Origin of the sequence: Anaerobiospirillum succiniciproducens DSM 6400, from assembly GCF_000482845.1 — a bacterium.
Lineage (GTDB): Bacteria > Pseudomonadota > Gammaproteobacteria > Enterobacterales > Succinivibrionaceae > Anaerobiospirillum > Anaerobiospirillum succiniciproducens.
The window spans coordinates 34,582-61,549 of the sequence record NZ_AXWV01000017.1 but is presented as its reverse complement, the minus strand read 5'-3'; the positions used below and the strand labels follow the sequence as shown (position 1 = coordinate 61,549).

The 26,968-nt window shown below is 43.6% G+C and carries 15 protein-coding genes and 3 tRNA genes; 10 read left to right on the top strand and 8 right to left on the bottom strand.

All coding sequences use genetic code 11. The features are described from left to right. Positions 1-1,647: 1,647 nt before the first annotated feature. Positions 1,648-2,235: an early set domain-containing protein gene (locus H524_RS13825; RefSeq protein ID WP_156907516.1), complete on the top strand. Its 588-nt coding sequence runs from the start codon at positions 1,648-1,650 to the stop codon at positions 2,233-2,235. A 642-nt stretch (positions 2,236-2,877) separates the two neighbouring features. Continuing rightward, positions 2,878-3,807 carry a site-specific tyrosine recombinase gene (locus tag H524_RS0102480; protein ID WP_052338856.1) on the top strand — a complete coding sequence of 310 codons (930 nt, stop codon included), beginning with the start codon at positions 2,878-2,880 and terminating at the stop codon, positions 3,805-3,807. A gap of 312 nt (positions 3,808-4,119) precedes the next feature. Here H524_RS0102480 and sstT read toward each other — a convergent pair whose 3' ends face one another. Next, positions 4,120-5,370, bottom strand: coding sequence for a serine/threonine transporter SstT (gene sstT, locus H524_RS13820; RefSeq protein WP_044121312.1), 1,251 nt, complete (start codon positions 5,368-5,370; stop codon positions 4,120-4,122). 904 nt (positions 5,371-6,274) lie between these two features. Between sstT and H524_RS0102465 the strand changes: the two genes are divergently transcribed. After that, positions 6,275-7,189: a hypothetical protein gene (locus H524_RS0102465; protein WP_027939093.1), complete on the top strand. Its 915-nt coding sequence runs from the start codon at positions 6,275-6,277 to the stop codon at positions 7,187-7,189. Between the two features lie 164 nt (positions 7,190-7,353). On the opposite strand, the gene H524_RS0102460 is transcribed toward H524_RS0102465, so the two are convergent. Beyond that, positions 7,354-8,184: a sulfite exporter TauE/SafE family protein gene (locus tag H524_RS0102460; RefSeq protein ID WP_052338859.1), complete on the bottom strand. Its 831-nt coding sequence runs from the start codon at positions 8,182-8,184 to the stop codon at positions 7,354-7,356. A 400-nt stretch (positions 8,185-8,584) separates the two neighbouring features. Between H524_RS0102460 and H524_RS0102455 the strand changes: the two genes are divergently transcribed. The 4 genes from H524_RS0102455 to H524_RS0102440 all read left to right on the top strand — a co-directional run bounded on the left by H524_RS0102455 (position 8,585) and on the right by H524_RS0102440 (position 14,253). After that, positions 8,585-8,661, top strand: a tRNA-Arg gene (locus H524_RS0102455). A gap of 34 nt (positions 8,662-8,695) precedes the next feature. Further along, positions 8,696-8,771: transfer RNA gene (locus H524_RS0102450), tRNA-His, on the top strand. 26 nt (positions 8,772-8,797) lie between these two features. Beyond that, positions 8,798-8,881, top strand: a tRNA-Leu gene (locus H524_RS0102445). Between the two features lie 380 nt (positions 8,882-9,261). Continuing rightward, a complete protein-coding gene (locus tag H524_RS0102440) occupies positions 9,262-14,253 on the top strand; it encodes an SNF2-related protein (protein ID WP_027939091.1) in 4,992 nt (1,663 codons plus the stop codon). Positions 14,254-14,676: 423 nt separating this feature from the next. Here the strand turns inward: H524_RS0102440 and H524_RS0102435 are convergent, their stop codons facing one another. The 3 genes from H524_RS0102435 to dacB all read right to left on the bottom strand — a co-directional run bounded on the left by H524_RS0102435 (position 14,677) and on the right by dacB (position 18,374). After that, entirely contained in the window at positions 14,677-14,967 is a 291-nt protein-coding gene (locus tag H524_RS0102435; RefSeq protein WP_027939090.1) for an addiction module antidote protein, read from the bottom strand. A gap of 213 nt (positions 14,968-15,180) precedes the next feature. Continuing rightward, complete coding sequence (locus tag H524_RS0102430) at positions 15,181-16,395, bottom strand: pyridoxal phosphate-dependent aminotransferase (RefSeq protein ID WP_027939089.1); 1,215 nt, start codon at positions 16,393-16,395, stop codon at positions 15,181-15,183. A 476-nt stretch (positions 16,396-16,871) separates the two neighbouring features. Further along, entirely contained in the window at positions 16,872-18,374 is a 1,503-nt protein-coding gene (dacB, locus tag H524_RS13815; RefSeq protein WP_052338855.1) for a D-alanyl-D-alanine carboxypeptidase/D-alanyl-D-alanine endopeptidase, read from the bottom strand. 834 nt (positions 18,375-19,208) lie between these two features. Here dacB and fabV point away from each other — a divergent pair. The 3 genes from fabV to H524_RS0102405 all read left to right on the top strand — a co-directional run bounded on the left by fabV (position 19,209) and on the right by H524_RS0102405 (position 24,267). Further along, a complete protein-coding gene (gene fabV / locus H524_RS0102420) occupies positions 19,209-20,408 on the top strand; it encodes an enoyl-ACP reductase FabV (protein ID WP_027939088.1) in 1,200 nt (399 codons plus the stop codon). Between the two features lie 171 nt (positions 20,409-20,579). Continuing rightward, on the top strand, positions 20,580-21,437 hold the full coding sequence (gene folD, locus H524_RS0102415; RefSeq protein ID WP_027939087.1) for a bifunctional methylenetetrahydrofolate dehydrogenase/methenyltetrahydrofolate cyclohydrolase FolD: 858 nt from the start codon (positions 20,580-20,582) through the stop codon (positions 21,435-21,437). 457 nt (positions 21,438-21,894) lie between these two features. Continuing rightward, positions 21,895-24,267 (top strand): hypothetical protein, encoded by a 2,373-nt coding sequence (locus tag H524_RS0102405; protein ID WP_027939086.1) that lies wholly within the window; start codon positions 21,895-21,897, stop codon positions 24,265-24,267. A 157-nt stretch (positions 24,268-24,424) separates the two neighbouring features. On the opposite strand, the gene H524_RS0102400 is transcribed toward H524_RS0102405, so the two are convergent. From H524_RS0102400 to accC, 3 genes are all read right to left on the bottom strand, one after another. Beyond that, positions 24,425-24,829 carry a hypothetical protein gene (locus tag H524_RS0102400; protein WP_027939085.1) on the bottom strand — a complete coding sequence of 135 codons (405 nt, stop codon included), beginning with the start codon at positions 24,827-24,829 and terminating at the stop codon, positions 24,425-24,427. A gap of 216 nt (positions 24,830-25,045) precedes the next feature. Continuing rightward, on the bottom strand, positions 25,046-25,444 hold the full coding sequence (locus H524_RS13810) for a hypothetical protein (protein ID WP_211232148.1): 399 nt from the start codon (positions 25,442-25,444) through the stop codon (positions 25,046-25,048). 115 nt (positions 25,445-25,559) lie between these two features. Then, a complete protein-coding gene (gene accC / locus H524_RS0102390) occupies positions 25,560-26,924 on the bottom strand; it encodes an acetyl-CoA carboxylase biotin carboxylase subunit (RefSeq protein ID WP_027939084.1) in 1,365 nt (454 codons plus the stop codon). Positions 26,925-26,968: the final 44 nt, after the last annotated feature.

Here is a 26,968-nt window from a genome sequence, read left to right as displayed (position 1 = left end):
AGCTAAGCGTCATAAGCTTTCGCACTTTTAACATGCTTGGCAAAGTGACTCGTACATAGCTATTAAATGCACTTTTATCTAAAAGGACTTACACAAGAGTTATAAAGCTCTGAGCACTTCCTAAAATCTGATGAGTTACAAAAGCCCCCTCACTCATAGCAAGGGGGCGGCTTCAGTCAACTCGCGATGCATAAGGTAAAACTAGACTCAAAATACCGTTGCGATGGCTATCGCAAATCTCTGCACAAGCTCGAAATTAGTCCGAAAATATCTTCACAAATGGCTTATATAAGCCGTTTTTATAAGGTAAAAATTTTTTAAGTAGCAAAAAGTACCATTTTGCGAGTATTTTTGACCGCTCAAATTTTTGTGATGTAGATCGCAAAGACATAGCACTATTGTCTTTACAGTTTTGCGTAAGCCATCACAAAAACTAAAAGTCACCCCAAATCACCACTTTTTCACATCAAACCCGATAAATAGGCTAAATATTTTGTGATGGCCATCATAAACAGCTATGTAATCTAACTTGTGTAAAATTTAACAATTCCCATAAGGCCCACATCTATGATCGCCATAAAAACCACCAAAACTCCCTCAAAACCATAGCCGATTCCGTCATGCATTGGTTTGAGAGCCATTGGTACAACCCATGGTTGATGTGCTCTTAGCCATCGGTTAGTGGCAAAAGAACCTGATAGATCGCCACCATAGCCACCATTTATGCACTCATAATTTGGTCTAGAGTGTCATCTATGAGGTGTCGGGAGTGTCTGTCGATGCAGTCGATGCAGTGACAGCGAAGCTGTGATAGTAAGGCAGTGATAGTAAGGCAGTGATAGTAAGGCAGTGGTAGCGAGGCAGTGGCACTCAAGGCAGTCGATTATTCAAATGAAAGCCAGTGACTTGCGGTGCATGGAAAGTTTGCTCTTCCTCTTCATTTGCTGCAGGCGCTTGTGGCTGCATATAGAGTTTTGGTTGAAGTTGAGCTAAGGCTGGAGCTAAGGCAGGTGATGAAGATAGGCTTAAAGCCGGAATGCAGCTAAGGCTGGAGCTAAGGCAGGTGATGAAGATAGGCTTAAAGCCGGAATGCAGCTAAGGATGGTAGTGAAGATAAGCTTATGGCGTGAATGGGGATGAGGTTTTGTTCGATGATGTTAGCCTTAATGTTGTAACTATCATAAATGGTGCAAAAAGTACTTAGTAAAGAGTGCAAATTAGTGCATACAAACAGCATTAATAAGGCATTTATATGAGGTGGGTGGCAAATTTTAACCTAAGATGGTTTTTTTGCGTTGATATGCATTTTGTTATCTTTCGAGTTGGTAAAATAGCAAGGCTACTTGATAGGTCTAGCTAGTGTGTAGTTCTTAAGTTTGTGTTCTCAGAAAGTAATCATGATATTAGATGTTATGGTTTTGGGAGCTCTTGAAATTTGAGGGTTTAAAACTCTATTAGAGCGTGACTTTACACTAGCATGGGAGTAGTCAACATTCGATACCATGCGTATCAAAACGATTTGCCATAGAACACTGTTTCTCAATGTAAGGGCATTGAGATTTGGCAAGTCACAGCTTTTGAGTATGGATTGCAATGCATGTATACATTTATGTATACAGCGAAAGAAGATTATTGGTCGGGTGAAAAGTGAATAAAGTTAAGCAGGCATTAGTGTTTTTAGGGATAATTCCAGCAGCTATGCTGTTTACTGCATGTTCATCACAAGATGATAGCAGCTCTCTTAGTAAGAATAAGGGGTACTCTGAGTTAGTAACTAAGGCAGAAGAGGGCGCTTTAGATAATCCTTTATTTAGAGGTCGTGCTATCTACTTACGCGGTGAGATGAATGACTATGGTGTTCAATCAGCCTACCGTTTACGTAAGTTTAAAGAAGACACTTATTGCACTGTAGCTCCTTTACGTTCGGACTGGGCTCCTTATCGTTTTAAGTTTGCTGATGCTGAGTGGAGCAATGGTACTAACTTTGGTTATGCCGAACCTCCTGCAGTATTACGTCAAGGATCAGGTCGTGCTCGCTTGAACCCAACTTCTCGCTTTGAAGAACTGCGTTATGTACCACAAGAGGATGGTATTTACCGTTTCTGCGTGATCTATGATGGCTCGGTACCGTACGCGACTGTAACTTTATTAGAGGATGGCAAACTCACCACTATGGATGAGGTCATCAAGGAAGAAATTAATCGTAACTTTGCAATTGACGATACCGTCAAATAATTTTGAAAGCTAAAGCTTAGGATTATCCAGAGCTTTAGCTCTTCATTGAGAGATTCATTTCTACCTCTTAACGCAACTAAATTACTTGATACATCATTGGTGTGTTGTGTAAGTAAAATTGAGTAGATATGTTAGACTATTTTGCTTAGTCTCGTTCACTCAGTTTTGGTTACAGAGTTGAACAGCAAGAAGGTCTTTAAGCTTTGCCTAGCTTAGTTTGAGCTCATACAACATAATAGAATTTGTATGGAATAGCATAGCTAGCAAGGGTTAAAGAAAAGCAGATGTTTTGAGTGATTTAGTGACTTTTATGTTAAATCGCGTTGATTTGTTATAACGATTCACTAGATAATGATTAGTTAGATGTCAAACAATAAGGGGTAGGAACTTGACTAGGTGTCCAAAGATAGCTCTTATTCACATGCACTTATAAATCTTAGAGTCTTATCTTGATGGACAGTGCTTTTATGCAAAACCAGTCAAATGAACCTTCTTGTATCTTATATTTTAAAGAGCTTATATGACAGGTAGCTCTATGGGTGATAGTGACTAGCTGTTAGCACACGCTTGCTTGATCCTAAGCGGCCATATGAGCGTTGCGACAAGCCACAGCAGTGACTATTGCCTACTCAGGAAATGCTTATGATAAGTAAACAGCAAAAATTGGAGATTCTATCGGCGGTTGCCGATTATCTCAGTGTTGATAAGGGCTTCTCCGAAAACACTGTGATCTCCTATTGCCGTGATCTAAAGATCTTCTTTGCTTATCTAGAGAAAATCGATGGAGACTTAATTAACTTTACCGAAGATAACGTACGTGACTTTATGAAAGTGCGTACACAAATGGGTATCTCTGCACTCTCCATTCGCCGCTCTCTAGCCTCACTCATGGCATTGATACGTTACTATCATGCCGAGGAAATGCGAAGCGATGATCCAATAGCCAATATTGAGAGGCCAAAACGCAGCCGTAACCTGCCCAAGGTTATGTCAGAACAGACAGTTGAAATGTTCTTAAATGCCCCAGATATCGAGACCTTTATTGGTCTGCGCGACAGGGCTATGCTAGAACTGCTCTACTCTTGCGGTTTGCGTGTTACCGAGCTTTGCAATCTCAAGTTTGCCGATCTGCACTTAAGTGAATCCTACATTATCATTCGTGGTAAGGGTGAAACTGAGCGCATGATTCCTATGACTAAGATTTGCGCATCTTGGATAGAGGCTTATATCAAGAAAGGCCGCATGCTTAAAGATCCACACTTTAAGTGCCATTACGTCTTCTTGTCTACTAAGACCATCAATGATGTACCTAAGCCAATGAGCCGTATTTCTTTCTGGTTTAGAATCAAGTACTACTCTGAGCAATTAGGTATTGAGAGCGCTCCGTCGCCACATACTTTCCGCCACGCTTTTGCAACCCATCTGTTAAACCACGATGCTGACTTACGTTCATTGCAGATGCTGCTTGGTCACAAGTCGCTAACTACCACACAGATCTATACTCATGTTGCTTTAGCTAGAATGCACTCAAGTTATGAGGCAGCTCATCCGCGTGCCAAGGCTGATAACTAATATTCCTTTAGTGTAGTAAAAAGTAAGCACATTGCTTATAACGAAGTTTGACATGTACTATCGCTAATAGCGATATGACTTTACTTTAGTTGCTTGCTACATACAAAAAACGCAGTTGCTTTTGAGGGCCACTGCGTTTTTTGTTTTGGCGCAGTTGGTTTTGATTGCAACTGCGTTTTTTGTTGGAGCCTTGTACAAGAGCTTGGCTGCTTAAGTTAATCAAGCAGCCATGCTATTAGCTCTAATGCGGACACTTAAGTGCTCTACAAAAGCAAGTTTAAGTGCGCACTGCATTAGTGGCTCTTGAAAAGCTTAGGCTTTCTTAATTGGGTCTTCAAAGTCTGCTGGAACTTCAATCTGACGGCATGCAACAGCGGTGAATACAACGTCAGATGAAGAGTTTAAGGCAGTCTCGGTTGAGTCCTGAATGACACCGATAATAAAACCGATACCCACAACCTGCATAGCAATGTCATTGCTAATACCGAAGATAGAGCAAGCAAGTGGGATGAGCATTAAAGAGCCACCAGCAATACCAGAAGTACCGCAAGCACACAGCACAGAGGCGATACACATTAATAAGGCAGAGGCAAAGTCAACCTCGATACCTAAGGTACGTACTGCAGCCATGGTCATGATAACGATGGTAACAGCAGCACCGGACATATTGATGGTACAGCCAAGTGGAATAGAAATAGAGTAGGTGTCCTTTGGCAGCTTGAGGCGCTCGCACAGAGCTAAGTTCATTGGGATGTTAGCTGCAGAAGAACGGGTGAAGAATGCAGTTACCGCACTTTGAGTGATGGACTTAAACACTAGTGGGTATGGATTCTTGCGGCAGATGATGAAAGCCATCAGTGGGTTGAGCACGAAGGCGATGAGCAGCATGGTAGCAACTAACACCAGCACTACTTGTAAGTAGTTGATAAGGTTGGCAAAACCACCTGGCTGGGTGCAGGAGTTGTAAACTAAGCCCATAACGCCAATTGGAGCAAAACGGATGATGATGCGTACTACACCAGCAACAGTCTGAGATAAGTCATCTAATACTAATTTGGTAGGCTCGTGAGCAACACGGAACATCAGACCAAAGGTGATACCCCACACTAAGATTGCAACATAGTTACCACGTAATAAAGCATTGACTGGATTGTCTACAGCCTGCATCACGAAGTTGATGAGAACTTCAGAGATACCTTGTGGAGGAGCGATATCTTTAGCTGCATCAGCTAAGGTTGGGAAGGTAACAGGGAAGATGTAGGACATGGATAAAGCCAGTACGGAGGCTAAGATCATGGAGAAGAAATACACCACGATCACAGGCTTCATATTGGTCTTAGTGCCCTTGTTGTGACGTGCAATAGCTGAGGAAACCAGCACAAAAACTAAGAGTGGAGCAATGGCTTTTAAGGCGGATACGAAGAGGCTGCCTAAAGCTGGCATCACAGTAGTATCGTGCGGATAGATTAACGCAATGATGATACCTAAGATAAGGCCGATGATGACCTGCATGATGAAAGGAATTGCGTTAAAGAACCTAGCAATAGGATTGTTTGGGCTGATTGGCTCAAGCATGACAAAGTTCCCGTGTTGAGTTGCCGATAGCTAAGACATGGCACAGTTAATAAGCGCAGGCACCGACCTACCTAAACTTAGGTAGATAAAGTACTTTGAGCTTTAGTGAATGTGCTATGTAAAGTGGCCAATTAGCTAGCAAAAATAAAAGATGCCAGGTGCTTTCTTGCACAAGCGTAAGCGAGCTTACAAAAATAAGCTAAAGTAAGCTAATGCAAGCTTCCACAAGTAAGCTAAAGTAAGCTTAGGCATCGGGCGCATAATCAGATCTTAGCAGCTGTAATTTATCAAGCATTGAAGCCTACAGAGCTAAGCTAGCTAAGTATTAAAGCCTAATACAGCTATCTTGTAATCAAGACGGTTGTAAAATGGCTTATATATGCCACTTCTGTCTCTTGTTAAGGCCGCTATTATAGCCCCAATATCATAAAAGTTAAATGTAGATCACGTCCTTTAGCTAACATATTATGCGCATTGCGCACAGCTTAGCCATTCCTTAGCTTATTAGCCTTGGCTAATCTTTTATCGATATTTGTCCGACCACTGAGTTTGAGAAACGTCACAGCATTTGCTCTTCTCAACATAGTTATTAAAGAGCAAACAATTTAATGAGCTTATCCATTTAGAGCGTGCTCATTAATCTTCTTGCGATGCATGAAATAGCACCACTTGCGTACCATTGAGATGCATATAGTGGCGAATAAAAGAAAGTTTTGGCCTAGTGTGGTAACATTTGCACAGCAAGATCATCACATAACATGGTCATAATCATGGAAAATCCCTTATATATGCAGATGGTGCATAAAGGGTGCTGTGATTTTAAGTATGATGTGGATGGCTTTGCGGGGGATGCCGAGGTCAGGCAAGAGCATCAATTGTTGGAGAAAAAGGCGTGCAACTAGGATATCGCTCAGTCTCATTTGATTTACATGGCAATGAGTATGTAGCGCTGCAAGGTGCAAATGATAAGTTTCTGGCTTTGCAGGGATCTGTAAAGGCTAATAAGAAGCGTATTACCCGACAGTTTAAGAGCACGCAGGTATTCCGTGATCTTGCGCCTAACCATATTCTTGAGGGTATTTCATTGAAGTCTGACAATGAATACACCTCTGCTGTATTTGCTTATCAGAATGTGGGTGAGTTCAAGAACTTCTTATCCGTAGTTGATCCGCACTTACAGTACGCTAACGGCAAGAAGCTAGGACGAGCCATTGCACTTATCCATCAGGATACCCTGACTGGTCCACAAAAAGATAAGGCCGAAGCTCGTCGTGATGTAGTTCATGAGAAGCTGACCTCTTATCTAACTAAGGGCCCACGTTTCAATCACGAAACCCCAATTTTATCTGCCATCATCGATCGTATTGATGGTCTGGGCGATTACAAGCTTACCCGCCGTTATGGTGGCTTACGCTTAGATAACGTCTTTTTAACCGACACTGGTAACATCATCTTAAAGCCGTCAGCTAGTTATGGTTTTGGTGATGCTATTGAGGATTTAGTGCTCTTTGAGTGTGAAGACGCCGGAGCCATGCCTTGTGCCGTTGCTGGTGTGATTGACGGCTATTTTGGTGGCGTTACTGTCCCTGCTAATTTCTGGGTTGGTTTTGCTATTTATAGCGCTATTTACTCTTTAACCCGCTGCTCCGAGCACGCACGTAAGTCTAAAGAAGAGCAGGCACGTATGGTGGCTCAGTCTAAGCGCATTATGCAGGATTTTGAGGGCTTTACTCGTCCAATTCCACGTTGGTATCGCTCTAATATCGTTAAAAAGGCACGTGCTGAGGTTAAGCGTTTAGGTATTTAATCTACGCATGCAGTGCACTAAACAAAAGGGCCGGTCTAGTTAATAAGACCGGCCCTTTTGTTTTTTGATGTTTCTTTGTTTTTTATGCTGCTTTGTTTTTAATCTGCAGCTACGGCCAAAAAATGAATGCTTCGCGGCAAGAGGCGCTGCTTCATTATTTTGCTTTAGCTAATGCCAGTTACGATCATACGTACGGACACGATGAACATGGCAACAGCAAAGATACGCTTGAGGGTAACTGGGCTGATTTTCTTTCCGATGGATACGCCAAATGGAGCAGTTAGTACGGATAAAGGAATAACACAAGCTGCAGCTAATAAGCTGACATAGCCAATGGTAAACATTGGGGCATTGTCAGGAGTTGAGCCAGTTAAGAACAGTACGATAGCACCAGGCACAGCTACGAATAAAGAAACGGCTGATGAGGTACCGATAGAGCGATGTGGTTCTTCACCGCAAGCATTGAGCACAGGAACAGTAAGGGTACCACCGCCAATGCCGAGCATTACAGACAAGAATGAGATGCAAAAGGCAATGACGCGTTGAATGAAGTTGTTTGGCATATGGTCAAGCATTGGTTTGGCTTTAGCGCGGAAGAAAGTATTGAGCGCATTTAAGATCATGATGCTGCCAAACAAAATAGCCAGCCATTTACCGCCATAGAATGAAGATATTAAAGAGCCAGTTAGCACGCCTAATAACATGCCTGGAGCCCATACCTTGATAGTGTTGAGGTTTGTATTGCCGCGTTTATATTGGGCAATTGCCGCTGTAATCGAGGTTGGGATCATACAGGTAAGGGAGGTGCCGGTGGCCAAGACCATGGCAACGTCAGGACTTACATGAAAGACGCTCATAAAGACATAGAAGAAGACTGGCACAAAGATAATGCCGCCACCAATGCCCAAAAGTCCTGCAAAGAAACCAGCTAGAAGGCCACAGCTAGCTAGCACTCCCACGGTCATAATAATTTGTGACCATTCAAGTCCAAACATTTGAATCTCCATTCGACTAATACCTAGACTGTCAAAAAGATAAGACAAATAGTTCTAGGTACCAAAAACATTGCTTGTAATAAAGTTTACTCTCAAAGCATTAAACTCGCACCTTTTGCCATTGCTTTGTTTATGAAAAGACCAGGCAAGGTAGCAAAAGGTAAAAGCTCGTGGCTATAAAGTGGGTGTAGAGGCAAAAAATTGGTAGCATTAAGTTTGTGACGGCTCCAATACCAAAGCCTAAAACAGGCTATAAATGGCATTTCTATGCTATTTTGAGGCGTGCTTGTGGCTAGATTTGAAAATAATTTTACAAACTGTTGACAAGGTAGGTTCAAATCATTATCATATGCCTCCGTTGAGACGACAGGCTTATGCGTAGCTTGAAGTCACCTGCAGGGCGTCCTTAGCTCAGTTGGATAGAGCAACAGCCTTCTAAGCTGTGGGGCGAAGGTTCGACTCCTTCAGGACGCGCCATGCGTCAACAAAAATTGATTTCTAAATCTCTATGGTGGCTGTAGCTCAGTTGGTAGAGTCCCGGATTGTGATTCCGGTTGTCGTGGGTTCGAGCCCCATCAGCCACCCCATTTAACGATTTAGTAATCACCACTCTGCGGGAGTGGCGAAATTGGTAGACGCACAAGATTTAGGTTCTTGCGCCTTCGGTGTAAGGGTTCGAGTCCCTTCTCCCGCACCATCCATCAAGCTTCGGCTTGATTTTTTTTTGCCTATACTCATAGATACAACATTATCAAGACACAACACCTACCTCATTTACTTCATTCCCTGGCTTATCTACGCCATTTTTTTTCTTCTCACTTATTTCTTTCTAGCCGCCGCACTCATCATAGCTAAATGGCATGCAATGCTCGCATTACTCTAATGATCCTTATGCGATAACTTTATCCTTTAGCTTGTCATGTGGGTCTGTCAGGTATTTTCTCGATATGAATAAGCATTATGCTTATATGCCCTTGGCTATAAAAGATCTTGCCTTTTTGTCAAAAGGTTCTACATATGCTGTAAAATAACGGGTTCGTAGATTCAACAAAGTGCAATAAGGTTAAGGCTTTTGTTATGGCAAGAAAGCAGTATGGAACTACCTGGTGGGGTAAGAAGTGGCTCGACTCTTTAGAAGGAATCGATTTAGCTAATCGTATTCCTCGAGGTCTTACCTATGCTCGTACCGACAAGGTATTTGATGTTAAGGCCGATGTTACTACAGGCCGTATTACTGCCTGCGTAGTGGGTAGATTTCATCCATACTACAAAGTAACCTTAGCCTTTGATAGGGTGAGTGCTAAAGCTCGTGATCATTTTATTGATGCTTTAATTAGCGATCTGGCAGTGATTTCACGTCTGTCTAATCGTGAGCTCGACCCTCGTATCTTTAAGATTGCACAAGAGAACGGCATCAAGCTTTTCCCAACATCATGGCATGACATTGGGATGAAGTGCAATTGCCCTGATTACGCCATTCCTTGTAAGCACATTGCTGCTGTTATCTACGTTGTAAGCGAGCTTATCGATACCAATCCTTTTATCTTGTTTGACCTCATTGGCGTCAACTTAAAAGATGAGCTAGAAAAAAGAGGTATCTTCAATGACGATGCCACTGGTGTTGAGACTCCTGATATGGATGCACTCTACATCAAGGCTCTATGCTTGCCAGGTGATATCGTCAAGATCGCTAAAAAGCTCGATTTCAATCTGAATTTATTAGCAGTATCACCAATGGATGCTGCCTCCTTATTCTTCTCAGATGACATAATTACTTACTCTGAAGATGTTGTGGTTTTAGATGAGAAGCTCAATAACGATCTTAAGAGCGTTGACTATCAAGAAGTTAAACTTAACGCCACCAAAAAAGAGATCGATGAGGCCCGTGAACGAGCTGTAAACCTCAATTCTGCCATTATTGTTAAAAAGCAGGATATCCAAGATCTTGAGATCTCTTTGTCCGGCACAAAGAAAAGCGGACGAGGTCGCCCATCAGCGAAAGCTCTTGCAATGACTGAGCGTCTAAGCGAGTTAAATTTAGAGCTTGAAGATGCACAAAAGAGCTTAACTCGCGAGCAGCTACTTATTGAAAACAATAAGCATAAGTTGGAAACCTTAGTCTCTGAGATAGCTGCCCATGTGCAAAGCTGCAAGTCACGTCTGCAAGAATACAATCAGCACACTGCCGAGGTCTTGCGCCTTGGCTATGATCCAAGTCTGTTAGATGAGGCAGAAGCTGCGCTCTATCGTGAAGATAGAATCGAGCCAGCCTTACCTAGCGATGCTAATAAAGAAGCCCCTGATGCCAATGAGAGCGCCTCATCAAATGAGGATTACATTAGCTTTGGCGATGAAGAAGGTGACAGCCTTGCTGATGCAGAGGCACAAAAGGCAGATGAGCAAATCTTAAAAGAACTGCCTGACTATGTGCGTCGTTATCAAGGCAGTATTAGCAGCTTAGCTATGCTTACTTATACCGAGATTCCAGAAATTGGCGACTCGCTTTTAAGTATGTATAACAACGATGCTAAAGGATTTACTCAAGGATCACTTAAAAGCTGGATTAGTGCCGCTTTAGAATGCGCCTCAGATTTAGCCTTTAAGCAGCTAAAGGATGTGCGTGAGCGCGAGGTGCTTATTTTCGATGAGCATCGCTTCAATCTTGATATGCAAAATGCCTTGGATATTGCGCATAACGGTACTAAGGATGATTTTGCAGCTTTATTTGGCAAAGTTCCTCTCTATGCTGACTTTATTCCAGCCTCTGAAAAAGATAGTGCTTCAGGCGATGGGGATAAGTCAAAACGTGGTCGCAAGAAGACTAATCGTTTTACTAAGACAGAGCTAAATAAACTTACTCGTCTTATCGAAAAGAGCTCACAAAGCGTTCAAGACATGTATGCCCATCAGGGTATTGTACCTGCTAATCCATTTAGCGCACAGCCTATTGCTAAACATGGCTTCTTTGCTCGTCATCCGCTCTTTTGCCTCAATAACACTGGTCTTTTAGAGATCGTAAGTCCTATCTTAGTGAAGACTACTACTAAGAGTGGCACTATCCTTAGCAATGTTGCTGTGATGCCAGAGGACTTAGATGTTGATAAGATCCGTTCGCTAATCCATTGCCCACAGCTTGGTGATCTCGACTTTGACTCAGTGAGTGCAACTGGCTTATATAACTTATTCTCAGGCTATATTCAAAATGAGAATATGCTCTCAAGCAAGGGCTCTGAGATCCACATTCTGTACTATCTGTGGTTCATTGCGACTACTTTAGTTAAAAAGCGTGCGATTATGCCGCAACTGTATCTAAGCGATCGTAATGATATGTACTGTCGCTGGGTACCAGCATCTTGCTCTGAAGAGATCGCCACCTTAGTAACTAAGGTAGGTTTGGCGCTGCAAGGTTATGAGCATTTCTTATACAACCGCTTAGATCGTCGCTATTACTTAGATCCAAAGTTTTTAGGTGAAACCGTCTTATCGGCTTTCATTCAGTCATATGTAACCTTTGCATATGAGCTTGATAAGAAGCTGCCAAAGGACATTATTGACCTTAACTTTATCTTTGGCCACGAAAGCATTGATATCAGATCTCATGAGATTGCTGAGAGTAGCTTACGTCTGCGTTTAGAGACTTATTTATCTGCAGTTTCTACTGACAAGCTGCAATATACTCCAGTACTGCGCTTTGTTGATCTGAGCAATTACAACAATTACGGCGGCACTATCTTTGGCAAACTCGAAAACGAGATTGCTCAAGCGGCTAATGAAAGCCATGAGAAAACCATTGCACGTTTGCAAGCTTATGCAGACAAGACAGGTGATGCCTCTTTAATTGAAGAGTATGAGCAGTCTTTTGAAGACGATGATACTTATTACGAAGATGATGATATGGACTATGGTTCATCATCTTTAGCCGATCGTGGTATTGGTATGGAATTAGGCTTCATTGGCTTTTCTAAAGAAAAGCTCATGGATCCAGATTACGAAGATCTCATTGATGAAACTGGCTTTGTATCTTTACATACCATCATTACCAATAGTCAGTTTGAGTCCATGCGCCAAGAGTGTTTGCGTACTTTAACTCGACTGTCTAGCCTTGCTCCATGCTTAGATGAGCTCTTTAGTTCTAAGTACAATGTAGCGATCGTGCCTATTGAGGATGTGTTCTCTACTATTAGCCAAGCACGCTCTACTCTCAAGCTCTTAGGCGTTAAGCTTGTTTTACCAAAGGCCCTGCAAAAGTTTGTCCTGCCTTCATCTACCATGGTGATGGATATGGATGACGATTCAGTCTTTGTTGCCCGTCCTTCATTCTTGAACTTAGCTGAAACTGTGTCTTTTGACTGGAGACTCTCTATTGGAGATCAAGTCATTAGCCAAGATCAGTTTAAGATGCTGCTTGCTAATGCTGGACAGATCGTGCGTTTTAACAATGAATTTGTTTACGCCGATCCTGTGATCTTAAATGCTCTTGAGAATCAGACTTATCGTTCCATGAATGATATGTCACGTGCCCAAGCGCTCGAGGCTTTATTAACAGGCGAGCATGATGGTAGCACTGTAGTGTGCTCAGATAGGCTCAAGGAGAACTTAAGAAAGCTTCTTGAAGATCAGGATGTGAGTGCACCAGTTGGTCTTAACGCAACACTGCGTCCATATCAGCAACGTGGCTATGAGTGGATGATGCGTAATGCCCGCATTCAAGTAGGCTCCATCATCGCTGACGACATGGGTTTAGGTAAGACAGTTCAGGTAATTACCACCTTATTAAAGCTCAAAGAAGAGGGCAATATTAGTAAAGAGCGTCCTGCGTTAGTCATTGTGCCAACCTCCCTGATTACTAACTGGACTCGTGAAATTGCACAGTTTGCTCCTGATTTAAGTGTCAGTGCTTACTATGGAACAGCTCGTGGTAAGTTCTTTGGTGAGAGCGACGTGATCTTAACTTCCTACGGTACTGCTAGAAGCCGTATCAAGAAGTTAAATGAACATGAGTACTCAGCCTTAGTTATTGATGAGGCTCAGGCCATTAAGAACTTTACAGCGCAAATTAGTAAGGCTGTACGTACTATCAAGGCAGATACCTTTATTGCGATGTCAGGTACCCCTGTGGAGAACAGCCTGATGGAGTACTACTCCATCTTAGACTTCGTCAACCGTGGTCTGTTTGGTAGCACTACTGACTTTAAGAATAATTTTGCATCCCCAATTGAAAAGGATCGTAATCAGCACGCTGTAGATCGCTTTAAGAAGTTAACTGCGCCATTTATCATGCGCCGTCTCAAGAGCGATAAGGCCATTATTTCAGACCTGCCTGAGAAGATGACTTCAGATCAGTACTGCGAGCTCACTCCAACTCAAGCAGCACTCTATCAGGCTGTGCTTGATGAGAAGATGAAGATCTTAGAGTCAAATAAGCTTGATCAAAACGCACGTAATCATACGATTTTAGCGCTGATCGCTAACTTAAAGGCTGTATGTAACTCACCAGCGCAGTTTGCCAAAGAAGATGATACCGTTAATCCTGAGGACTCAGGTAAGGTTGAGCGTCTTTATGAATTACTCGACAATATTATGGAGAGTAATGGCAAGGTCTTGGTCTTCACACAGTCAGTGCGTATGGGTAAGATTCTGCAAAACTTAATTGGTGCACGTTTTAAACATACTCCACAGTTCCTCTATGGCGGTCTGTCACAAAAAGAGCGTATGGAAATTGTGGATAAGTTCCAAAACGACAGCTCCGAGCGCATCTTGCTCTTATCTTTAAGAGCTGCAGGTGTGGGTCTGAACCTTACTGCCGCTAACTTCGTTATCCACTATGATCTGTGGTGGAACCCAGCAGTTGAAAGTCAGGCTACTGACCGTGCCTATCGTATTGGACAAAATCGCACCGTTCAGGTTTATCGCTTCATCTGTGCTAACACCTTTGAAGAGCGCATTAATGAAATGATTAACTCTAAGCGCGACTTAGCCGATATGACGGTTGCTGCAGGTGAGAAGTGGATTGGCAGCATGTCCAATGCAGACCTGAATGCGCTGTTCTCATTAAACACTGAAAAGTAATCAAATATAGTTCACGCACAAGCGCAAGAGTAAGCACACGCATAAGCTAGCACACGCATAAGCGTGTGCATCGCAAGCGAAGCTCAAGAGTCAGCGCAAGAGTCAGCGCAAGTGCGTGCATTCAGCGCAGCCATGCTGCGATGCAATGCCGCGCTGCTGTTAGCGTAGGCGGCATGTAGCAAGCACTAGTATGATCTTTTAGATGCGCCTACATTTAGGCGGGGAAATAGGCAGAGCTACCTTGAGGCACTAAAACAGCTGCATTTTAGGTGTGAAATAGGCAAAGCTACCTTGAGGCAATAAAACGGCAGTAAAACGCCGCCCTTAAGTATGGGGCGTATTTTAGGCTGTGCTTGATATTTAGAGCTCTAGTGGATGCTGGGCTTTGGGTTTGCTCTCTTAGCAAATTAGCAAATTAGCAAATTAGCAAATTGGCTCGACAGCGATTTTTAAATTAAGGGCCTTGAGGGTCTTAATTAATGTGTCAAGTGTTGGGTTGCCTTCTTGATTTAAGCTTTGCTCTAACTGAGACTCGCTAAGATTGCTCAGTAATGCTACCTCTTTAATGCCACGGCCACGTGCAGCAATACCTAAAGCATTGGCAATGTGGTTAGCATCGTTGCTCTGTAGTGCTTCGTTGATGAAGATAGCAATGTCTTTACTATCTGATGTGTATGCCTCGGCATCAAAGTAAGATAGATTCTGATCTTCCATAGTTAAAGAGGGCCTCTTTGAAGTGCACTTAGCGTTTTCTAAGCGTTTTCTAGATTGTTTTGTAGGACGTTTAGTATAACCCTCATAGATACAAATCAACAAAAAAAGGGCGTACATTTGTATGTACCCCCTCATTTTTTTTTCTCAAAGCTTATCTTTTTGTAATTAAGCTTACACAAGCGTCATTACGCTATATGACAAGTTTGATTAACGTTACTGATGGTAATGCTTTAAGAAGTGCTCTAAACGATTGCAAGCATCATCAATTACATCAATTTCAGGTAAGAAGACTACTCTAAAGTGATCAGGGTTAATCCAGTTAAAGCCAGTGCCTTGTACCACTAAGAGCTTTTCTTGACGTAAAAGGTCAAGGCAGAACTTTTGATCGTCCTTGATGTTAAAGCGCTTGGTGTCAATCTTAGGGAACATGTATAAAGCACCATGAGGCTTTTTAACGCTAATACCAGGGATGGCACTTAAGCGCTCGTACATGGCCGCACGTTGACGGTGGAGTCGACCACCAGGCACGATTAACTCATTGATACTTTGATAGCCGCCTAAGGATGTTTGTATAGCATGTTGTAAAGGCACGTTAGCGCATAGACGCATCGCCATCATCATACGAATGCCTTCAATATAGCCACGCATCTTAGCCTTTGGTCCAGTGATAATCATCCAGCCTTGGCGGAAACCACAGGCGCGGTAGGTCTTAGATAGGCCATTGTAGGTAACGATAGGCACATCGTCACATAAGGTGCAAACACTACGGTGAGCATAGTCATCGTAGAGAATCTTGTCGTAAATCTCGTCAGAGAAAATCATCAGCTCGTGCTCACGGCATAGCTGAATTAAATCTAAGAGGAATTCGGTGCTATAAACTGCGCCAGTTGGGTTATTTGGATTGATGATGACGATACCGCGAGTACGTGGGGAAATCTTGCGACGAATATCGTCTAAATCAGGGAACCAGTTAGCCTCTTCGTCACATAAGTAGTGCACGGCTTGACCACCTGCTAAAGTAACTGCAGCTGTCCATAATGGATAGTCAGGAGCAGGTACTAAAATCTCATCGCCATTGTTTAAAAGAGCGTTCATCGACATGGTGATGAGCTCAGAGACACCATTGCCAATGTAAACATCGTCTACATCAGCGTACTTCAGACCCTTTTGCTGATAGTACTGTGCGATCGCTTTACGCGCAGAGAAGATACCGTTAGATTCGCAGTAACCCTGAGAGTTAGGAATGTTTCTAACTACATCACGAACAACTTCTTCAGGAGCCTCAAAGCCAAAGGTCGCAAGATTACCAATATTCAGTTTAAGAATACGGGTGCCTTCTTCTTCCATGCGACAGGCTTCTTGATGGATACGTCCTCGGATGTCATAACAGACATGATCGAGTTTATGAGATTTTTCAATCGGCTTCATAGCGCGTAAGAACAGTCTTAGACTCTCTTAGAGAACAAGTTAACCGGATACATTAAAAGCTAGCTTATGCTTCGAGTAATTAGTACTTACTAATCGTCTTATGATCGAGTATGAACCTGAGGTCTAAAGATGTTTAAGACGGCTCAGTCTCCAAATACAGGATGTTAAAACACAAAACTGTCCAAGTCTCTTTGTATCGGTGCGCAATTCCTTGTATTACGCTGCCCATAACGTCGCCGGCCATCACTTTCAGACCAGCTGAGCGCCTCATAGCATTACTTTGCCATGGCAAATTAACTTGTAAGTTTCAGTCCTTGTAACGATTGTAGCACCGAATAAACACAGTTGAGCTTTGAACTGAAAGTAAGAATAATCCCTCCAAAATGGAACGGCCCCAATCTTATTAAGATCAGGGCCGTTGCATTATCTTTAGTCTAAGCTAAGGCTCAATAGCTTATGAAGCTATTGAGCTTTATTTAGCGGAAGTCTTTGCCAATCACACGCTCGTGGTAAATGTTCTCCATAACGTAACGCTCATAGCCATAGTGAGGAGATGGGGCACGACGATTACGTACATTGTCACGGGTGCGCTCAGAGTAGGTAATTGAGTTAGTGAACATCACAAATGGCACACGGTTACCTGAGGCTGTGATGATAAAGCCTGCTAAGTTGGATACATTTTGTAAAGTACCAGTCTTAGCAATGACATGCTCCTTTAAAGGCTCCGCAAAGGTAGAGGCACGCCATTGTAAGGTGCCTGATTTGCCTGAAACAGGAAGCAGCTCAATGATGCCTAAGGTTTCGTTGTTTTGATTGATATAGTCTAAGATCTCCAGCATCTTGTCTGGTGACATTAAGTTATGTGGGGATAAACCTGAGCCATCGACGATATAGGAATTGCCAAGGTCAATATGAGCCTTTTGGTTAAGGATTGAACGCATGGCGCGATTAGCACGGTTGTAAGTTGCTGGCAGGTCAAAGTACTCAGCAGCTACGTTCTTAGCAATAGCATCGGCATACAGGTTGTTAGACTTTTGTAACATGTATTGCACCAGCTCTTTAAGCTTTGGAGAGCTACGGTGGGCAATGGTTACAGTGTCAGACTCAGGAGTGCGAGAGATCTCAATGCCGCCACTGACCTTGATGCCAAGACGATTCATGATCTTCTCAGTCCAATCAATACCCCAACGCTCGGCATCGTAGATGGCTAAAGATAAAGGCCATGGGCGATTGTTCTTTAAAGAGGCTGGAACACAACCAGTTAAGTGGTATTTGTTATCGATAAAGAGGTTGGCCTCAAGCACGCAGTCACCACCGTAGTCATTTGGGGCTACTGCAGTAACGCTGGACTTAATTTCAATTGGAATACCAGCAGGGATTAAAGGAGAGGCGTGGGTGCCAGGACCTTCTGAGGTCAGCTGAGCGAAGGTGCAGTTGCGATTTAAGATGATTGGAGCTGATGGGGCGGTAAAGCAAGATGGTAAGTCATCCCATGACCAACCATTAGCACGGCTTTGGCCACTAAAACGGCTCACATCTAAAATTACGCGGCCATTGATAGCGCGTACACCGTGATTTTTTAAAACTGATAGCAGGCTTTGGTAGTGGTCAACACGTAAGGTTGGGTCACCTGAGAACTTAACAATGACATCAGAGTTTAAAGTACCAGAGCCATCAATATGGAGCTTATTGTTGGCAGCTACCACATTGTTGCGCACAGCTAAATTGGTCTTAATTTCATAATCAGGACCAAGATAGATCATGGCAGCAAGTGCAGTTACTACCTTTTGAGTAGAAGCAGGGTGAAAGAATAAGTGATTGTTCTTTCCATAGACCTTGTTGCTGTTAGGTAGCTTGTAAGCGATGCCTACTTGAGAACCTGGCAAAGGCTCGCTATCTGCAGTGATAGCTGAGGCTGTTAGAGGAGTACATAAGGCGATGCCTGAGAGCAGGCAGGATAAAAGTACTTTGCGCAACATACACGGTCTCTTAATAAAAGCGCTAAATCTCACTAGTCTTACCACAAGACAAGATAGGGCCTAAAAGCTTAGCTTCCATACACGTTCAGTGCATTTAAGCCTATCTTGCTTTACGTTATCTCAAGCTACTCACTAAATTTTAAAGTAAGTGTCCACACACGAGATGACGGTACTACCCTAAGTGCAAGCCATCTTAGGCAGTACTATGATACAAATCATTTATTATAAGGCTTAAGCGCCTTATTGCCACTGACGAAAGCGCATAAGTAGCATGGCAAGAGTGCTCATTTTTCGCGCTTTTATGCCTCTGAGCATCAAAGGCATACTTGATTGGCTTAAATAGGCCATTTTTTAATATGAGTGGTGAATTTAAAACTTAAGCTATTTTTATGAGCTAGAGCCCTTTTGAGTCCTAAATAGTGCGCAGATCTATAGGCGTATATGTTCTAGCCTCTGACTTGTATTGAATGAGCGGGCGCTTGGATATAGCTTGCAAATTAAGGACAGACAAAGCAATTTGCATTAGTTGCCTCATTTTGTCGTTGGCTTATGTGCTCAAAAATAGGCGCTTTGATCATGAGCTAGCATGACATATAATATTGTGATTTGGTTCAGCTGCTACCTTGCCAAAGTCTCTTGACAGAGCTCAAGGCAGGCACTCAACTGAATCTACAGTCGCTGCATTCTCAGGCATGTGACTAAGTATTCTAAATCAAGGTAAGAACCTTGATTGAGTCTAAAGGTTAATGCCTACACAGCAAGGTATTTAGGTCGATCCTGCTTAGGAGACTGTAAAGCTGTTGGGCAGCGATAAGTTTGTCATTGAGGTTATTTATGGTAATTGAGCCTAAAGTTCGTGGTTTTATCTGTGTTACAACTCATCCAACTGGCTGTGAGGCTAACGTTAAGAGCCAAATCGACTATGTAAAGTCACAGCCTGCAGTTGCTGATGGTCCTAAGAAGGTTCTGGTAATTGGTGCTTCTACTGGTTACGGCTTAGCATCACGTATCTCAGCTGCATTTGGTTCAGGTGCCGCCACTTTAGGTGTGTTCTTTGAGAAGCCAGGTACTGAAAAGCGTCCTGGTAGTGCAGGCTGGTACAACACCGCTGCTTTCACCAAGTTTGCAACCGAAGCTGGCTTATATGCTCGCAACGTTAATGCTGACGCTTTCTCTGATGAGTGCCGTGAGCAGGTTATCAAGATGATCAAGGAAGACTTAGGTCAGGTAGACTTGGTTGTTTACTCTCTTGCATCTCCTGTTCGTAAGGTTCCATCAACTGGTGAAGTAGTTCGTTCATGCTTAAAGCCAATCGGTAAGCCATATGTATCTACTGCTATTGATACCAACAAGGACACCATCATCGAGGCTACTGTAGAGCCAGCTACCGATGAGGAAGTACAGAACACCGTTACCGTTATGGGTGGTCAGGACTGGGAGCTGTGGATGAATGCACTTAAGGGTGCAGGCGTTCTTGCTGAAGGTTGCAAGACTGTTGCCTACAGCTACATCGGTACTGAGATCACTTGGCCAATCTACTGGCACGGTGCTTTAGGTAAGGCTAAGGAAGATTTAGATCGTGCTGCTTTAGCAATCCGTGAGAGCTTGCAGGACGTTAAGGGCGACGCACGTGTTGCAGTACTTAAGTCTGTAGTAACTCAGGCTTCTTCTGCTATTCCTGTAATGCCTTTATACATCGCTTTATGCTTCCGTGTAATGCGTGAGCAGGGCATCCACGAGAGCGTAATCGAGCACATCTACCGTATGTTTGCTACCTCTTTATACGGTGTTAAGGCTCCTGAGATCGACGCTGCTGGTCGTGTACGTATGGATAGCTGGGAGCTTCGTGATAGCGTTCAGCTCAAGTGCAAGGACTTATGGGCTAAGGTTACTACCGAGAACCTCAAAGAGATCACCGATTACGAAGAGTACAAGCACGAGTTCCTGCAGCTCTTTGGCTTCGAGGTTGACGGCGTAGACTATAGCGCTGATGTAAACCCAGTTGCTGATTTTGACTGCGTACAGCTCGTCTAAAAGCAATTTATTGACTCATTAAGAGTTAATTACAAGACAAAGGGTCTGCGTTTTTACACAGGCCCTTTGTCGTTTTTGGGGCATAGCATTATCTTGCGAGTAAAAAGGCAATGTAATTACCGTATAATATCGTTTTAGCCATATACCTTATTTAGGCAAACGAGGAAAGAAATGTCAGCTCAGATCATTGATGGTAAGGCAGTTGCAAAGAACTTACGTGCACAGCTTAAAGAAGAAGTAAACGCTCAGGTCGCTCAAGGACTAAGAGCTCCTGGTCTGGCTGTGATTTTAGTAGGTGCCGATCCAGCTTCTGAGGTTTATGTTCGTAACAAGCGTAGAGCTTGTGAAGAGGTGGGTATTAAGTCTTTTTCTTATGACTTACCTGCTACTACAACTCAAGAAGAGCTCGAGAAGCTCATTGATGAGTGCAATGCTAACAATGAAATCGACGGTATCTTAGTACAGTTCCCTCTGCCAGAGGGTCTTGATGAGCGTCGTATCATTGAGAAGATCGCATCAGATAAGGATGTCGACGGCTTCCACCCATACAATGTAGGTCGTTTAGCTCAGCGTATTCCTGTATTACGTGCCTGCACTCCAAAGGGTGTTATGACTCTCTTAAAGAGCATCAATGCTGACTTACTTGGTATCAATGCGGTAATCGTAGGTGCTTCCAACTTAGTTGGTCGTCCTATGGCTTTAGAGCTGTTATTAGAAGGCGCTACTGTTACAGTAACTCATCGTTTCACTAAGAATCTTGAGTCCTTTGTACGTACAGCTGATCTCTTAATCGTAGCCTGTGGCAAGCCAAACTTAGTTCCAGGTGAGTGGGTTAAGGATGGCGCTATCGTTATCGATGTGGGTATCAATCGTCTTGAGGATGGCTCACTGTGTGGTGACGTTGGTTATGAAGAGGCAGCTAAGCATGCTTCATTCATCACCCCTGTTCCAGGTGGTGTAGGCCCAATGACTGTTGCAACTTTAATGGAAAACACTGTACAGGCATACAAAAACCACATCGCTAAGTAATTAGCTATTGATTCTTGAGCGAAAGAATCAAGCTTTGGTTTGCAAAAATACACTCTGTGTTTCCTACTAATAAGTTGTTGTTTGCAAATTTTCACCTGCTAGTGATTTTGTATTAAGTTCATATAAACTATCGGGTGTATAGCATCTAAACATAAAAGATGTTCATGGCTATTGTTAAGTCTGTATAGGCTTAACATTTGCCGTATGTAATGGCTAATGGTGTTTATATCATTAGCCTTAGCCAAGGTCGCTTTTACCTTGGCAAACACCATGGTTGTACCTGGTGAGTTAAATAGGCCTATGAGGCCTGAGTTTGTTTACTTTGCCTTAAAGAGTTTCATCTCCTAAGATTTGGACAGCGTCCAAACAAGCAAAGTTAAGTCTGCCATGATGCAGATAAGCCAAATATATGTAATTATCCTGCTTTGGCAATCTAGCTTCCGCTACAGGTTATTTGATGATCTTATTGTTTATGAGTGTATGGGCAATTGTTATTGCCCTGAATGAGGTGCTTTTCGCAGCACAGCCGTTCACGCTTACTAGCGTGGCTGCTGCTATGCCGTCTACACTGATATTCTCTGTAATTCTCTCAGCTGCGGTTTACCTCGCTAAACGCAAGATCATTGATGCTGTAGAAAAGGGACGTCCAATTGATAAGAAGTTCGTAGCTGAACTTACGCCTCAAGTTGGCCATGAGCTCAATAGCATGCGCCGTAAGATTGAGGCTATGGATAAGAAGCAGGGTAAGGGACGCATGCGCCCAAACGGTCGTAAAAGCCGTAACTTCCCATCCGAAAGCGAGCTTGCTGAGTCGAATAAACAGATGCTCAAGTCTAATCGTGAGACTTATGAGCGCCTGTACAAAAATGCTGAAGCAGACGTACGCAAGCAGCAATTAAAAGATGAAAAAGCTCGCGCCAAGGCAAATGCTAAAGCACAGAAGCTTGCGTCTAAAGAGGCTAAAGCTGCTCAAAAACAGGCTGAAAAAGAGGCTCGAGCCAAGGCTGCATTGCATGATGGTGCTGATGCGGTTCGTAAGAAGGGCTGGTTTGGTTCAGTTAAAAGTGAGTCAGTAGGTGATCCTAATGACTTCTTAAAAGAAGCCCATGCGCAAATGCTTGAGCAGCAACAGAGTCGAACCGAAGAAGCACTGCGTCGTCATAAAGAACAGACACAATCTGCCAGCGCACAATCTCATCCAGATATTAAAGATCTCAAAGAGAAGATTGCTCGCGATAAAGAGATGCAAAAAGAGCGTCGTGAGGCTCAGATTGCCGCTTTAGGTGAGGTTTCAAAAGAAGAACAAGCTATTGCAGCCTCACAGGCAAAAGAACAGGCAGAAAAGGCTGCTAAAGAAGCAGCACTCAAGCGTGAACAGCAAGAAGTTGCTATGAAAAAGCAGGCTGAAGAAATTGCCAAAGCCAGATCAGCAGCTGAACAGAAGAGTATTGCGTTAAAGAAGGCTCGTGAAGAGGCTATTGCTCGTGCTAAGGCTCGTTCAGAGAGTATTGCCAAGGCTGCGATGCAGCGTCAAGCTGAAGAGCAAGCTAAACAGGCAGCTCAAGCGAAACAAGCTGCACAAGCTCGTGTCCAAGCTCAAAAAGCAGCTCAAGAGGCTCAAGCATCACGCAATATCTCCTCTCAAGTTCAACAGGAGCATGCTTCTGAAGATTTAGCGAATATCTATCAGTCTGAGGCTTCAGCAAGACAACCAAAGCAAAAGGTAGTTACCCCAGTACAATTTGGGGGAGGATCTGCCAATACTCAAGGTAATGGCATGGCAATGCAAGCATCTTCTAGCAATGAAGGTCTTGCATATCTGATGAATGAGGCCAAGAACGCCAGTGCATCCTCTGTTTCAATGGGCAATGCAGCTCGAGCTAAACAGGATAATGTGCAGCAAGGCAATAAGCATCGTGTCGATACTTCTGCTTTAAGAGGTCCAATTACTCCAAAGGCAGGTGCAGGTCTCGATACCTCAGCTTTAAAGAAAGCAACCTTACCGTCCTCTCGCCGAGCAGCAGAAAGTGGCTTTTCTGGTAAGTTCTTGAATAGCTCAGGTACTAGAAGCAATGCTCCAATGCATGGCCGTTCAATGCAGATGAGTTCATCAAGGCCAACTGCAGCACAGGCCGGTGCTGCTATGAGAGCAACGCTGCAGAACGATACTTCTTTACAAAGAGGTAAGGTAAATACTCAGGAGTTTACTAACTATCAGGCTAATGCTCGTGATAGAGCTTTAGCACGTGCTCAGGCTCCAAAGTCACAAGCACCTATGCCAAGTTCTCCAAATAGAGCTACAAGCGCACCACGTGCTGAGAGTCCTGCAGTCAATAAGGCTAGTGCTCAATTAGCTGCAGGGGCAAAGCGAAGTGGTCCTATTGGTATTGGCACTGCCATGGCTCCATCAATGGATAGTGGTCTTGGCTCAGGCGTACAGAACATTGGTTCAGAGGCAGCCGTTGCTCGCAGAGTGGTAAGCACCTCTAATACTGTGCAAACAGGCCCTGCACAGGATAAGATGCCAAAGGTTGCTCCTTCAGATCCACTTGGTGGCATTCAGACTGCTCCAAAGATGCGTTCAAGCAGCAATGTATCAGCGCAGCAACGCGACAATCTCTTTAAGCAAGAGGTTAAGTTTGTTGACGGTGGTATTGATGCTAGTGGCTCAAACTTAACTGGAACTGACCGTATCCACGCTCAGGCTAATGCAGCTACATATCAGCAAATGCAAAAGAGTGCCCCTCATGCTGAGGTAAGTGCCGAGCATGCCTCCAAGCGCAAGCGTGTACGTCCATCCGATAAGCTTCGTGCCGACGAGTCCGTCTAATACAAAAAAAAGCCTAGTACCGCCACGTGTTGTACTAGGCTCTTCACACCACATCCCCACACTCCTTTTCAGTCTACAAGCTAACGATACTAGGCTAACCCATCTATATCTATTCCTATGCCCTTTTATCTGCGGCAGCGCTCTATCTGTTGTGTAGCTACTTGCAGTCAGTCGTGCTGATTTGAATTGATTTGCACAGTACAAAGCCATTCAGGCCTAAGGATGAGTCGATAACAAATACTCTTAAGTGCTCTGTATGCATTCTTGTGTGTAGCTCATCAAGACTGCAGCAACATGGAAAGCCATAGCATAGAGTTTTGTCTAATAGTCCTTGGTAGTTAGCAAAGAAATCTTCTACGCTAATTTCATCAATGCCAAAAAGTATGTTGTCCTGAGATACATGCTCAAAGTGATGCGCCAATAGTCCTGCAAAAGTAAGGAGTATTTGGTGGCCATCAGCCTTTTGAGTCTTCAGCTTTAGAGTATGTTCTTGGAAGTCTACGGCATAACTTAAGATGAAATTGTCATGCACCTTAGATAATGCTGCTATTAGGTCACTCATTACAATTCCTCGTCAATAAGGTTTCTCTAAGCTTCTGCTATGGGCTATCTGCTAAATCAATAATGTGCCGTGCTTATGCAAGCTCTATATCAACAAACTGAATTAGCTTACCTGACTCATTCACATAGAATAGAGCTATGTAGTCGATACCATCTCGTTTTAGCTGCTCCCACGATATAAGATCGCCGTTGACTAGTTCGACCTTATCGTTCTCATCTACATCGAATATTCCTTTTCGTCCTCATAGTCAATGCTGTAGCCCAACTCAATCACTAGCTTAGAAGCTGGTATATCGAGGCGGGTAAGTTTTCGTTTGGACATTTGTGTTGCATCAAAAGACTCACACACCATGCTGTTATAGCCATGTTTGCCTTCGTCGAAAACAACAAATTCCTCATCAGATCTGCTATCTTTAGCTACGATTAGCAACGGAGCAGTATCAGTAGCTCCAATATATGGCTGACTTTCACCTTTTACTTGAAACATATCGCCATAGTAGTAGACCTCAAGTAGGTCATTACCACTTGATGAACACAAGGTGACAGTAGGCAAACGTTTGTGTTCATAGCGCTTAATATGACCTTCAAGCCATGTTGGGTATATTTCTTCAGCCATAGGTATTCTCACTAAATTGTTTGCAAGTAGAGTTTTTTATTTTTAAGTTACTGGCTAAAACAAAAAAAGCGCCGGAACGGCGCTTTTCTTGGATGATTGAAATCTTAAGCTAAGACTACTTCTTTGCGTTAGCAGCGTCAGCTTCGAGCTTCTCTTCGAGATAGTGGATGGATACGCCACCCTTCATCTCGTTCTCATCATTGAGTAACTCTTTGTGTAGTGGGATGTTGGTACGAATACCGTCGATAACCATCTCATCAAGAGCCTCACGGGCACGAGCCATTGCAAGCTCACGGGTGTCATCGTGAACGATGAGCTTACCTACGAGTGAATCGTAGTGAGGTGGTACGGTATAGTTCTCATAAATGTGAGAATCCCAACGTACGCCTGGACCACCTGGGATGTGCAGACGCTTAATGAGGCCTGGGCATGGCATGAAGGTTCTTGGGTCTTCAGCATTGATACGGCACTCAAAAGCGTGGCCACGCAGCTTGATATCCTTTTGGCTGAAAGATAAGTTCTCGCCAGCACAAACAGAAATCATCTCTCGAACTAAGTCGATACCGGTGATCATTTCAGTGATCGGGTGTTCTACCTGAATACGGGTGTTAACTTCAATAAAGAAGAACTGGCCGTTTTCATATAAGAACTCGAAAGTACCAGCACCGCGATAGCCAATATCGATACATGCCTTAACGCATGACATACCGATGGTTTCACGTTCCTTTTGAGTAATGAAAGGAGCTGGAGCCTCTTCTAAAACCTTCTGATTGCGGCGCTGCATGGAGCAATCACGCTCACCTAAATAGCAAGCATTACCACGACCGTCAGAGATTACCTGGAACTCGATGTGACGAGGGTTCTCAAGGAACTTCTCCATGTAAACGGCAGGGTTGTTGAAGAACATGTCGGCCTCACGACGAGTCAGGCTGATGGATTCTTCAAGTTCTTCTTCCTTGCGTACTACACGCATACCGCGACCGCCACCGCCACCTGCGGCTTTAATGATGATTGGGTAACCAATCTTAGCGGCGATCTTCTTGTTCTCTTCCATGTCATCGCCTAAAGCTCCTTCTGAGCCTGGAACGCATGGAACACCAGCCTTTTGCATTGCTCTTTTAGCTGATACCTTGTCACCTAACAGGCGAATGGTGTCAGCGCTAGGGCCGATGAAAATAAAGCCTGACTTTTCAACCATTTCGGCAAAGTCGGCATTCTCAGATAAGAAACCGTATCCTGGGTGAATTGCAGAAGCGCCAGTGGCTTCAGCAGCTGCAATGATGGTAGGGATATTTAAATAAGAATCCTTAGCTGCAGCAGGACCGATACAAATAGTTTCATCTGCAAGCTTGACGTGCATCAGATCGCGGTCAGCGCTTGAGTGCACTGCAACAGTCTTGAGGCCAAGCTGACGGCATGCACGTAAAACACGTAAAGCAATTTCGCCACGGTTGGCAATGAGCACCTTTTCAATTTGCATTCTGTTAATGTCCCGGTTGTGAACTCTTTCCTGCCTATTAAGCT

Bases quoted from the DNA above. Each gene is read 5' to 3' on its own strand.
- H524_RS0102440 (WP_027939091.1), top strand. From the start codon at position 9,262: ATGGCAAGAAAGCAGTATGGAACTACCTGGTGGGGTAAGAAGTGGCTC.
- H524_RS13810 (WP_211232148.1), bottom strand. From the start codon at position 25,444: ATGGCTGAAGAAATATACCCAACATGGCTTGAAGGTCATATTAAGCGC.
- H524_RS0102480 (WP_052338856.1), top strand. From the start codon at position 2,878: ATGATAAGTAAACAGCAAAAATTGGAGATTCTATCGGCGGTTGCCGAT.
- H524_RS0102400 (WP_027939085.1), bottom strand. From the start codon at position 24,829: ATGAGTGACCTAATAGCAGCATTATCTAAGGTGCATGACAATTTCATC.
- folD (WP_027939087.1), top strand. From the start codon at position 20,580: ATGTCAGCTCAGATCATTGATGGTAAGGCAGTTGCAAAGAACTTACGT.
- H524_RS0102460 (WP_052338859.1), bottom strand. From the start codon at position 8,184: ATGTTTGGACTTGAATGGTCACAAATTATTATGACCGTGGGAGTGCTA.
- H524_RS0102435 (WP_027939090.1), bottom strand. From the start codon at position 14,967: ATGGAAGATCAGAATCTATCTTACTTTGATGCCGAGGCATACACATCA.
- fabV (WP_027939088.1), top strand. From the start codon at position 19,209: ATGGTAATTGAGCCTAAAGTTCGTGGTTTTATCTGTGTTACAACTCAT.
- H524_RS0102430 (WP_027939089.1), bottom strand. From the start codon at position 16,395: ATGAAGCCGATTGAAAAATCTCATAAACTCGATCATGTCTGTTATGAC.
- H524_RS0102405 (WP_027939086.1), top strand. From the start codon at position 21,895: ATGATCTTATTGTTTATGAGTGTATGGGCAATTGTTATTGCCCTGAAT.
- dacB (WP_052338855.1), bottom strand. From the start codon at position 18,374: ATGTTGCGCAAAGTACTTTTATCCTGCCTGCTCTCAGGCATCGCCTTA.
- accC (WP_027939084.1), bottom strand. From the start codon at position 26,924: ATGCAAATTGAAAAGGTGCTCATTGCCAACCGTGGCGAAATTGCTTTA.